Genomic DNA, 10,587 nt, shown 5'->3' with positions numbered 1-10,587 from the left:
TCTCCCTGCTGCTGGAGCAGGGCGACCCCGGCGCCTGGCGCACGATCGACGAGGTCCGGAACGGCGTGGCGCTCGCATCGAATCCGCGCGAGCACACCCGCGCCTGCCTCAACTGGGCGCAGGGTGCGCTGCACGTCGGACACGTCCACCGCGCCGACGCGCTGATCGCGGAGGCGAAGCAGGTCGCGGCCCGCGCCGACTACGTGAGAGTGGCCGGCGTGATCGACCTGGTGTCGCTCGCGACCGACTTCTTCGCCGGACGTTGGGCCACGATCGCCGAGCGCGTGGACGCGTTCATCGAGGAGCCGACCGAGTTCGGGGGCGCCGTGGTCGACGCGCGGCTGCTGCAGGCGGCACTTCTCGCCTCCACCGGCAGTGCCGTCGAGGCGGCTCGGGCGCTTCGCGGCGTCATCCGCGACGCCGAGGAGGTCGGCGTGGTGTGGCCGCTGGTCGCCGCACGGACGACGCTGGCGCAGTTGCTGCTGGTGGTGGACGATCCCGCGGCGGCCCACGAGCAGGCGACCCTGGCGCTCGACCTCATTCGGGCGAAGGGGCTGTGGGCGTGGGCGGGAGAGCCGGTGCAGTGCATCGTCGAGGCAGCGGCGGCACTCGGCGAGGTGGCCGGCGTCGGGCCGCTGCTCGACGAGTTGGCTGCCGGGATCTCGGGGGCGGATGCCCCGTCGGCCCAGGCCTCCCTCCTCGTCTGCCGGGCGATCGCGGCCGAAGGGAGCGAGGAGGGAAGCGACGACGCCGAGGCCGAGCGGATGCTCGACGAGGCACTGTCGATCGTGCAGCACGCCGGAGCGCGCTTGGCGGAGGCGAGGATCGCCGAGCGCCTCGGCACGTTCCGCCTCTCGCGTGGTGACGACCGCGGGTCGGCCCCGCTCGCATCGGCGCTCGCGATCTTCGGCGAGCTCGGTGCCCGTCGGGACTTCTCACGGGTCTCGCGGGAGATGCGCGAGCACGGGATCGCCATCCCGTCCCGGTGGCGGGGCGGGCGGCGCTCCCTCGGGGTGGAGCTCTCCGAGCGCGAGCGCGAGGTCGTGGAGCTCGCCGCGGCCGGCATGACCAACAAGGAGATCGCAACCGAGCTGTTCCTCTCGATGCGCACCGTCGAGAGCCATATGTCGAAGGCACTGCGCAAGCTCGGCGCCCGCTCGCGGCGCGACCTGGCCCAGTCGCTCCGGGAGGCGGCGGCCGCGGCGGACCCGGGGCCGACGGCCGCCCGCGCCTAGAACCCCACCTCGCCGACGAGCTCGCCGAACAGCTCCTCGGCGTCGCACTCGAGCCGCTGCCTGGTGAACCAGTCGCACACGTTGACGCAGTCGCGGTGCAACAGGTCGAAGCCCTGCGGGTTCGAGACGAGGTCGACGACCTGCGGCAGGTCGATCGCGACGACGCGGCCGTGGTGCACGAGCAGGTTGTACGGCGAGAGGTCGCCGTGCGCGAGCCCGGCCCGGGCGAGGAGCCGCATGAAGTCGACCACCTGGTGGAAGAGCTCGCGGAGCTCCGCGGCATCCGCCCGCACCTGTGCGAGTCGCGGCGCGGCGACCCGGCCGTCGCCGATGAACTCCATGAGCACCTCGGTGTCGTGCACCTGAACCGGGTACGGCACGGATGCCCCGAGCTCGGTCAGCCGTGTCAGCGCGTCGAACTCCGCGTAGGCCCACTGCACGCGGGCGACGGCGCGACCGAACGAGGTGCCCTTGGCGACCGCGCGCACGTCGCGGGTGCGACGCAGGCCACGGCCCTCGGTGTAGATCGCCGACCGGTGGAAGTCGGAGTGCTCGCTCGTGCGATACCGCTTCGCGGCGAGCAGCACCCGGTTGCCCGGCACGTCGGCCGGGGCATCCGGGATCGCGCGCTCGATGAGCTCGAGGTTCGCCTCCTTGCCGGTCTTCACGACGCCGAGCTCGGTGTCGATCGCCGCGGCCGAGGTCACGAGCCAGTCGGGGCGCGGCTCGGGGCCGCGCTCGGTGGGGATGGTCGCCGGCCAGGTGGACCAGCGCTGTCCCTCGCCTGGCTCGGCGGCCTGGAATGCGAGGGAGTCGGATGCCGCGCCGAACGGCGTGGCGGAACGGGTGCTCGAGGTGGTGTCGTCGAGCGACGAGAGGAAGGTCACGGTGTCTCCGAGGTTGCGGAGGCCACCGACGTGCCGGCCTTGCGGCTACGGGCGGGAGGCCTCACAGGAAAGGGTGTCTGCGATGCGCGCGACGACAATGACGTTCATCGGACTCTCCCTTCGCCTCGGTGCTGCGGATGCCGCGACTGCGGCCAAGACGTGAGCATACGCCCCGCGCGGCGGGCCTGTCCAGAGCTTCTCCCCCGCGCCTCTATCGGCGGCGACCGCGAGTGTGGTTGGGTGAGCCATGAGCGCAGGGCAGGGCGCCACGGCGCCGTTCAACGGACGACTTGCCATCCTCCTCGCGATGGCGATGTTCGTGCTGGTGGTCGACACGTCGTTGATGAACGTGTCGATCTCGGCCGTGGTGCACGACCTCGACACCACGGTGAGCGGCGTGCAGGGCGCGATCGCCCTCGAGGCGCTGGTCTCGGCGGCATTCATCCTGATCGGCGGCAAGACCGGCGATCTCATCGGCCGCAAGCTCGCCTACGTGCTCGGACTGCTCGGCTATGCGATCGGCGCGATCGCGATGGTGTTCGCCCAGGACCTCACGGCGATCATCATCTTCTGGGCGATCATCGGCGGGATCGGCGCCTCGCTGCTGCTCCCGGCCATGCAGTCGCTCATCCACGGCAACTTCGAGGGCGCCCAGCAGAAGCGGGTGTACGCGCTCGTCGGGGCATCCGCTGCCATCGCTGCCGCCGTGGGGCCGCTGCTCGGCGGGTTCATCACGACGTTCCTCTCGTGGCGCGTCGGCTTCGCGCTCGAGGCCGTCATCATCGCCGTCGTCCTGGCCGGCATCGGGCTGGTGAAGGATGTGCCGTACCACGGCGATCGGTCGATCGACCTCGTCGGCGCCCTGCTGTCCATCGTCGGCATGGGCGGCGTCGTGACCGGCATCCTCGTCTGGCAGGAGGGCGGCGGCTACGTCGGGCTCATCATCGGCATCGGCGTGCTCGCCCTCGGGCTGCTCGTCTTCTGGCTGCGCAGCCGCAAGCGCCGCGGCAAGCCCACGCTCCTCGATCCCGCGCTCTTCGAGTCGAAGATGTTCCGCGCCGGGGCCAGCGGTCAGCTGCTGCAGCAGATCACGCTCGGCGGCACGATGATCGTGCTCCCGATCTACCTGCAGATGGTGTTCGAGTACAACGCGCTCCAGGCGGGACTCTCCATCGCACCGCTCTCGCTGAGCATGTTCGCGGTCGCGCTGCTCGCCGGGCGTGGACTCAAGCAGCGTCCGTCGAACATCATCCTGTGGGGCTTCGTGCTCGTCGTGGCGGGCCTGGCGATCCTCGTGCCGCTCGTGCCCATCGCCGACTCGGGCTGGTACCTCACGATCCCGCTCATCATCTCGGGCTGCGGTCTCGGCCTGCTCGTTTCGCAGCTGAACAACTACACGCTCTCGCCGATCTCCGACGAGCGCGTGAGCGAGGCGGCCGGCGTCAACTCGGCGGCCGGCTCGTTCGGCCTCTCGTTCGGACTCGCCTTCGCCGGCGCGATCATGCTCGCCACGCTCGCCTTCACGTTCACGGCGAGCGCCGACGCGAGCACCGTGCTCTCGACGCAGGAGCAGCAGCAGGTCTCCTCGGTGCTCGAGGAGGATGCCGAGATCATGACCAACACCGGGCTCGCGGAACTGCTCGTCGACCAGACGCCCGAGGTGCAGGAGGAGATCCTCGCGATCAACGCGGATTCCCGCATCATCTCCCTGCAAGTGGCGCTGCTCGTGCCGATCCTCGCGGGTCTGCTCGGCGTGCTGAACGCGTTCCGCATGCGGCGCCTGCCCGACCCGAAGCCCTCCGCGGCGGCGGAGGGGACCATGCTCGGATGACTCGTGAACCGCGCGGCGGTCTCGATACCGGGGTACGCGGTCCCGCCATGGACGGGGCTGAGGCGTCGACGGTGGTCCTCGTGGAAGGGGAGAGCGATCGTCGTGCACTGCTCGCCCTCGCGAGGCGGCTGGGCCTCGACCTGACGGCCGCCGGCGCCGTGGTGATCGCGATGCACGGAGTCACCAACCTGCGCCACCACCTCGCCGAGCTCGACGGGCGGCCGATGCCACCCCGGCTCCTCGGGTTGTACGACATCGGCGAGGCCGCGACGGTCGGGCGCATGCTGGCGTCGGCGGGCCGGCCGGATGCCGCGTCGTCGGGCGATCTCGAGGCCCAGGGCTTCTTCGCCTGTTCGCTCGACCTCGAGGACGAGCTCATTCGCGCCGCGGGCCCCGCCGTCATCGAGGAGGTGCTCGCCGTCCATCGCGATCTCGCGCGATTCCGGGTGTTCCAGCGCCAACCCGCGCAGCGGGAGCGCCCGATCGAGGGGCAGCTCCATCGATTCGCCGGGACTGCGGCCGGGCGCAAGGCCTGGTTCGCCGCGGACGTCGTCGAGGTGCTCCCACTGGATCGTGTGCCGCGGGGGATGGCGCGCCTCCTGGAGGAGACGGTGGGCGGCTGAGCGCAGCCGCAGCGGCAGACCGCGGCGGCGATGGCCTGCCGGGTGGCTCAGCGGCCGTGCTCGGCGAGGATCTGGTCGATGTCGATCTGCCCGAGCAGGCGCTGCCAGTCGAGCTCGCGCGCGATGGCGGCGACGTCGGGGTCGGCGAAGGCCTTGCCGTTGCGGTGCACCACGACGCCGGTGGGCACGAGCTCGTTCAGCCGGGCGAGGATCGCGTCGTCCACCGCCTCCGTGTCGAAGTCCGCGCCGATGCGCGAGTAGGCCTCGGCGGAGAGCGTGTACGAGACGAGTCCGACCTCGATGGGTTCCGGCATGGCGTGTCCTCCCTGGGCAGCGTGGTCGTGTCCAGTCTGGCAGTCGCGTTCGGCTGCCGCTCCACGGGTCGAACGGCGACAGCCGCGGACGTATCCGCTTCGGGCTACGCGGGCGGGGCGAGCATCGTCGCGTACGTCGGCGCGCTGACGAACGTGAGCGTTCCGCCCGCGAGCACGGCGACCGAGCTGATGCCGCTTGCGGGATCGACAGGACCGGTGAAGGAGCCGGCGACCGGCTGGCCGCTCTCGACGTAGCCCAGTTCCGCGAGCGTCGACCGCCACGCCGCCTCGTCCGCCGAACCGAGCGGCAGCTGCACGACGGTGAGCGCGATGTCGGTCTGCGGCTTTCCCCACGCGCACGCGAGCGCTCCTGCCTCGGTCATCCGCTCGACGAGCGCGTACCCGACGCCGACCCCCGTCGGGGCGAGGCCGTCGTCCGCGAGCTTCTGGTAGGCCTCGTCCGTGAGGAGGGTGTCGCAGGTCGCGGCGGGCGCGGCGTCGGGAGACGGGACCGGTGACGGCTCCGRCGTCGAGGACGGTGCCGTCGTCCGCGACGGCGACGGGGTCTCGCCGACGTCACCCGTCTGTGCGCATCCGGCAAGGAGCATGATGGCGAGCACGGCAACGAGCGAGCCACCGATGGCAGGGCGTCGGATCATGGACCGGAGCCTACGGTTCGCCGCGACCCGTGTCCATCAGGGCGGTCCCCGATGCGTTCGGCATGTGGCTCGGGTATCCGCCGGGGCGGAATGCTGGCAAGCCGCTGAGAGTTGAGTCTTGTGTACTCAAGTTTTGCGGCGTCGACTTGACACGTCGAATCGCCGCTGGAACACTTGAGTCGTCGGGACTCAAGTTCCGGCGATACGGACTTCGGTCGCGGGCCAGGACGGCCGGGCCGACCCGCCACGGAGCGCACGCGGCATCCGCTCGCGCCTGCTCCCGGCAGAAGGAGAAACACACATGTCACGAGCAGTAGGCATCGACCTCGGCACCACCAACTCGGTCGTCAGCGTCCTCGAAGGTGGCGAGCCCACCGTCATCGCGAACGCCGAGGGCTTCCGCACCACCCCGTCGGTGGTCGCCTTCACCAAGGATGGCGAGGTGCTCGTCGGCGAGACCGCGAAGCGCCAGGCCGTCACCAACGTCGACCGCACCATCGCGTCGGTCAAGCGCCACATGGGCACCGACTGGACCCAGGAGATCGACGGCAAGAAGTACACGCCGCAGGAGATCTCGGCGCGCATCCTCCAGAAGCTGAAGCGCGACGCCGAGCAGTACCTCGGCGACACCGTCACCGACGCGGTCATCACCGTGCCGGCCTACTTCAACGACGCCGAGCGCCAGGCCACCAAGGAAGCCGGCGAGATCGCGGGCCTCAACGTGCTGCGCATCATCAACGAGCCCACGGCCGCGGCCCTCGCGTACGGCCTCGACAAGGGCAAGGAGGACGAGCTCATCCTCGTCTTCGACCTCGGTGGCGGCACCTTCGACGTCTCCCTCCTCGAGGTGGGCAAGGACGACGACTTCTCCACCATCCAGGTGCGTGCGACCGCCGGCGACAACCGCCTCGGCGGCGACGACTGGGACCAGCGCATCGTCGAGTGGCTGATCAAGCGCTTCAAGGACTCGACGGGCGTCGACGTCTCGAAGGACAAGATCGCCCTCCAGCGCCTCAAGGAGGCCGCCGAGCAGGCGAAGAAGGAGCTGAGCTCCTCGATGAGCACCAGCATCCAGCTGCCCTACCTCTCGCTCACCGAGAACGGCCCCGCGAACCTCGACGAGACGCTCACCCGCGCGCAGTTCGAGAACATGACGAGCGACCTGCTCGACCGCACGAAGAAGCCCTTCGAGGACGTCATCCGCGAGGCCGGCATCAAGCTGGCCGACATCGCGCACGTCGTGCTCGTCGGCGGCTCGACCCGCATGCCCGCCGTCTCCGAGCTCGTGAAGCAGGAGACCGGCAAGGAGCCCAACAAGGGCGTGAACCCCGACGAGGTCGTCGCCGTGGGCGCCGCCCTGCAGGCGGGCGTCCTCAAGGGCGAGCGCAAGGACGTGCTGCTCATCGACGTCACCCCCCTGAGCCTCGGCATCGAGACCAAGGGCGGCATCATGACCAAGCTCATCGAGCGCAACACGGCCATCCCGACCAAGCGCAGCGAGACCTTCACGACCGCCGACGACAACCAGCCGTCGGTCGCGATCCAGGTCTTCCAGGGCGAGCGCGAGTTCACCCGCGACAACAAGCCGCTGGGCACGTTCGAGCTCACCGGCATCGCGCCGGCGCCTCGCGGCATCCCGCAGATCGAGGTCACCTTCGACATCGACGCCAACGGCATCGTGCACGTGTCGGCCCGTGACAAGGGCACCGGCAAGGAGCAGTCGATGACCATCTCGGGCGGCTCGGCCCTCCCCAAGGAGGACGTGGAGCGCATGGTGCGCGACGCCGAGGAGCACGCGGCGGAGGACAAGAAGCGCCGTGAGTCGGCCGAGACCCGCAACCAGGCCGAGCAGCTCGTCTACTCGATCGAGAAGCTCATCAAGGACAACGACGACAAGCTCCCCGCCGACGTCAAGTCCGAGGTGCAGGGCGACGTCGACGGCCTGAAGTCGGCCCTCGCGGGCGACGACGACGACGCGGTGAAGGCCGCGTTCGAGAAGCTGTCGCAGTCGCAGGGCAAGCTCGGCGAGGCGATCTACGCTCAGTCGCAGCAGCAGTCGGCGGATGCCGCGGGCAACCCCGGTGAGGACGCGAACGCGTCCGGCGCCGCCGGCGACCAGTCCTCCGACGAGGACGTGGTCGACGCCGAGGTCATCGACGACGAGGACGAGAAGAAGTAATCATGTCCGACGAGAACCAGAACCACGAAGAGCCGGTCATCCGCGACAAGCGGCGGATCGACCCCGAGACGGGTCAGGTTCGTCAGCCCGCGCCCGACGCCGGTCAGCCCGACGCGGGTGAGCCGGCCGCCGGTGAGGCGACGGATGCCGCAGCAGACGCTGCCGCGGCATCCGCGCCGGCCGACGACGACGACGTGCTCACCGTCGACGACATCCTGAACGCGGCCCAGGCCGAGGTGCAGGAGCCGACCGACGAGCACCTCGCCGACCTCAAGCGGGTCACCGCCGAGTACGCGAACTACCGCAAGCGCACCGAGGCGAATCGCGAGATCGAGCGCGAGCGCGCGGTCGGCGCGGCCGTCGCGGTGCTGCTGCCGGTGCTCGACGACCTCGACCGGGCCGAGAAGCACGGCGACCTCGAGGGCGACGCCCCGTTCGCGACGATCGCGGCGAAGCTGCGCGGCGCCGTCGAGAAGCTCGGGCTCACCCCGTTCGGCGAGGTGGGCGAGCCGTTCGACCCGCAGCGCCACGAGGCGATCTTCCAGCAGCCGTCCGACGAGGTCGAGGTCGACACGGTCGCCGACGTCGTCGAGACCGGCTACACGCTGGGCGGCACGCTGCTGCGCGCCGCGAAGGTGGTCGTGAAGACGCCGCTGTAAGGCAGTTCGGCCGGCCCGCGGCATCCGCTCATCGGATGTCGCGGACCGGCCGTCACGGATTTCAGACAGACTTCAGGGAAGGGAGGTGCCGGTGGCCAATCAGGATTGGTTCGACAAGGACTTCTACAAGGTGCTCGGCGTCTCCAAGGACGTGAGCGAGGCGGAGCTCAAGAAGGCCTACCGCAAGCTCGCACGCAAGTACCACCCCGACTCGAACCCGGGCGACGCCGCGTCCGAGGCGCGGTTCAAGGAGATCAGCGAGGCGCACTCGGTGCTCTCCGACCCCGAGCAGCGCAAGGAGTACGACGCGATCCGGGCGATGGGCTCGGGCGCGCGGTTCACCGCGCCCGGCGGTGGCGGTGGCGCCGGCGGCTTCGAGGACGTGTTCGGCACGATGTTCGGCGGCCAGGGCGGCGGCCGGCAGCAGTACACGTTCCAGCAGGGCGGTGGCGACTACGACGACCTGCTCGGCGGCCTCTTCGGCGGCGGCCGGTTCGGGCAGCCGAGCGGCGGCTACCGCGGCTTCGGCGGTCCGTCGCGCGGTCGTGACGTCACCGCGTCGACGACGCTCGACTTCATCACGGCCACCAAGGGCGAGCAGATCACGCTCGAGACCTCCGACGGCAAGCCCATCACGGTGCGCATCCCGGCTGGCGTGGCCGACGGCCAGAAGATCAAGCTGCGCGGCAAGGGGCACCCCTCGCCCGACGGCGGGGAGCCCGGCGACCTGATCCTCACCGTGCACGTGCGCAAGCACCCCGTGTTCGAGCGCGACGGCCTCAACCTGCGCGTCAACGTGCCCGTGACGTTCACCGAGGCAACGCTCGGCGCCACCATCCAGGTGCCGACGCTCGGGGGCGAGCCCGTGAAGCTCCGGGTCGCGCCCGGCACGCCCAGCGGACGGGTGCTGCGCGTCAAGGGCCGCGGCGTGCAGACCTCGAAGGGCACGGGCGACCTCCTCGCCGTCGTGCAGGTGGCCGTGCCGTCGCACCTCTCGAAGGAGGCCGAGGAGAAGCTCGAGGAGTTCGCGGCGCTCCTGCCCGACGAGAACCCGCGCGACGACCTGCTCGCCAAGGCACGGGCGCAGCGCTAGGCCATGGCCGTGAGCATGGACGAGACCAGCCCCCTCTTCGTGATCTCGATCGCGGCGGAACTGGCCGGCATGCACCCGCAGACGCTGCGGCAGTACGACCGCCTAGGCCTCGTGTCGCCCACCCGTACCGCCGGCAAGTCCCGCCGCTACTCGATGCGCGACGTCGCGCAGTTGCGTGAGATCGCCCAGCTGTCGAGCGAGGGCGTGAGCCTCGAGGGCATCCGCCGCGTGCTCGACCTCGAGGACGAGGTGACGGTGCTGCGCGACCGGGTACGGGAGCTCGAGGCGATGCTCGCCGACGAGCTGCTCAACCGTCCCGGGCGGCGCGTGTTCGCCGCCGGTTCGGCGGGCGACATCGTGTCGCTGCGCGCCGGCACGCGGGTGCGCCGCGAGAACGCCGTCGTCGTGTGGCGACCGCTCGAGCGCGGCTAGTCGGCCGCACCCTCGACGCCCACGGGCTCGCGGCTCAGCGTCCCCAGGCCGACGCCGGCGCCTCGATGACCTCGTAGGGGCGCGAGCTCCAGTGGGTGCCGTAGCCGTAGTGGCTCGAGGCCCACGCCGACGCCCAGATGGCCTGCGCCGTCGCATCCGCCGAGTCGCCGCGTGCGAGTGCCGCGTCGACTGCGGGGTAGCGGCCCGACTGGAGGTTCTGCGCCGCGTAGAACGCCGCCTCGATGAGGGTCGGGTAGCTGCCGAGTCCGGATCCGCCGCCCGAGCCCTGCCCGTTGTTCAGCGGGTTGTTGCGGTTCCACCAGTTGTCGGCGCCGTTCTCCTGGCGCATCCACCGCATCATGAACGTGATGTTCTCGTCGGTGACCGGCCAGTCCCCGTCGATGAGCACGAGCTTCGCCCAGTCCACGTTCGTGCCGCCCTCGATGAGCGTCTGCGATCCCGTCGTCGTGACGTAGGACTCGTGCGAGACCGTCGGCGCCGCGATGTCCGCGGCGACGTCGAACGTCTGCGTGTCGCCGCCGAGGGTGTCGGATGCCGCGGAGGGGGCCGTGATCGCGGCGGGCTGGGGCGCCAGGGCGAAGGTCAGGGCGAGCCCCAGCACCGCGACGGATGCCGCGAGCGGCGCGAGCCGGCGCGCGAGGCGGGCGGGTGCGG

General features: G+C 70.8%; 11 protein-coding genes. 7 read left to right on the top strand and 4 right to left on the bottom strand.

What is annotated here, in order from left to right:
• Positions 1-1,235: helix-turn-helix transcriptional regulator (locus AC1DY2_RS08650; protein ID WP_476762044.1), on the top strand; the 1,235-nt coding region annotated here is incomplete at its 5' end.
• On the opposite strand, the gene AC1DY2_RS08645 is transcribed toward AC1DY2_RS08650, so the two are convergent.
• Positions 1,232-2,122 (bottom strand): serine protein kinase RIO, encoded by an 891-nt coding sequence (locus AC1DY2_RS08645; protein WP_476762043.1) that lies wholly within the window; start codon positions 2,120-2,122, stop codon positions 1,232-1,234. The genes AC1DY2_RS08650 and AC1DY2_RS08645 overlap by 4 nt on opposite strands.
• Before the next feature lie 247 nt (positions 2,123-2,369).
• Between AC1DY2_RS08645 and AC1DY2_RS08640 the strand changes: the two genes are divergently transcribed.
• Entirely contained in the window at positions 2,370-3,953 is a 1,584-nt protein-coding gene (locus AC1DY2_RS08640; RefSeq protein ID WP_476762042.1) for an MFS transporter, read from the top strand.
• On the top strand, positions 3,950-4,576 hold the full coding sequence (locus tag AC1DY2_RS08635; protein ID WP_476762041.1) for a TOPRIM nucleotidyl transferase/hydrolase domain-containing protein: 627 nt from the start codon (positions 3,950-3,952) through the stop codon (positions 4,574-4,576). The genes AC1DY2_RS08640 and AC1DY2_RS08635 overlap by 4 nt, the downstream gene beginning before the upstream one ends.
• A 47-nt stretch (positions 4,577-4,623) precedes the next feature.
• On the opposite strand, the gene AC1DY2_RS08630 is transcribed toward AC1DY2_RS08635, so the two are convergent.
• Both AC1DY2_RS08630 and AC1DY2_RS08625 read right to left on the bottom strand, forming a co-directional pair.
• The gene (locus AC1DY2_RS08630) at positions 4,624-4,890 is read right to left on the bottom strand and encodes a hypothetical protein (protein ID WP_476762040.1); all 267 of its coding nucleotides are present in this window, start codon (positions 4,888-4,890) and stop codon (positions 4,624-4,626) included.
• Positions 4,891-4,994: 104 nt separating this feature from the next.
• A complete protein-coding gene (locus AC1DY2_RS08625; RefSeq protein WP_476762039.1) occupies positions 4,995-5,549 on the bottom strand; it encodes a hypothetical protein in 555 nt (184 codons plus the stop codon).
• Between the two features lie 301 nt (positions 5,550-5,850).
• On the opposite strand from AC1DY2_RS08625, the gene dnaK reads away from it, so the two are divergent.
• The 4 genes from dnaK (at position 5,851) to AC1DY2_RS08605 (ending at position 9,912) form a co-directional block, all read left to right on the top strand.
• A complete protein-coding gene (dnaK, locus tag AC1DY2_RS08620) occupies positions 5,851-7,728 on the top strand; it encodes a molecular chaperone DnaK (RefSeq protein ID WP_476762038.1) in 1,878 nt (625 codons plus the stop codon).
• A 2-nt stretch (positions 7,729-7,730) separates the two neighbouring features.
• Positions 7,731-8,387, top strand: coding sequence for a nucleotide exchange factor GrpE (locus tag AC1DY2_RS08615; RefSeq protein ID WP_476762037.1), 657 nt, complete (start codon positions 7,731-7,733; stop codon positions 8,385-8,387).
• Positions 8,388-8,478: 91 nt separating this feature from the next.
• A complete protein-coding gene (locus tag AC1DY2_RS08610; RefSeq protein WP_476762036.1) occupies positions 8,479-9,480 on the top strand; it encodes a DnaJ C-terminal domain-containing protein in 1,002 nt (333 codons plus the stop codon).
• Positions 9,481-9,495: 15 nt separating this feature from the next.
• The gene (locus tag AC1DY2_RS08605) at positions 9,496-9,912 is read left to right on the top strand and encodes a heat shock protein transcriptional repressor HspR (protein WP_309977864.1); all 417 of its coding nucleotides are present in this window, start codon (positions 9,496-9,498) and stop codon (positions 9,910-9,912) included.
• 34 nt (positions 9,913-9,946) lie between these two features.
• Here the strand turns inward: AC1DY2_RS08605 and AC1DY2_RS08600 are convergent.
• Positions 9,947-10,587 (bottom strand): hypothetical protein (locus AC1DY2_RS08600; protein WP_476762035.1); only part of this gene is annotated, 641 nt, incomplete at its 5' end.

It is taken from the genome of Agromyces sp. P1_H4, from assembly GCF_056405255.1.
The sequence above is the reverse complement of the archived record's forward strand: the minus strand, read 5'-3'. Positions and strand labels throughout refer to the sequence as shown.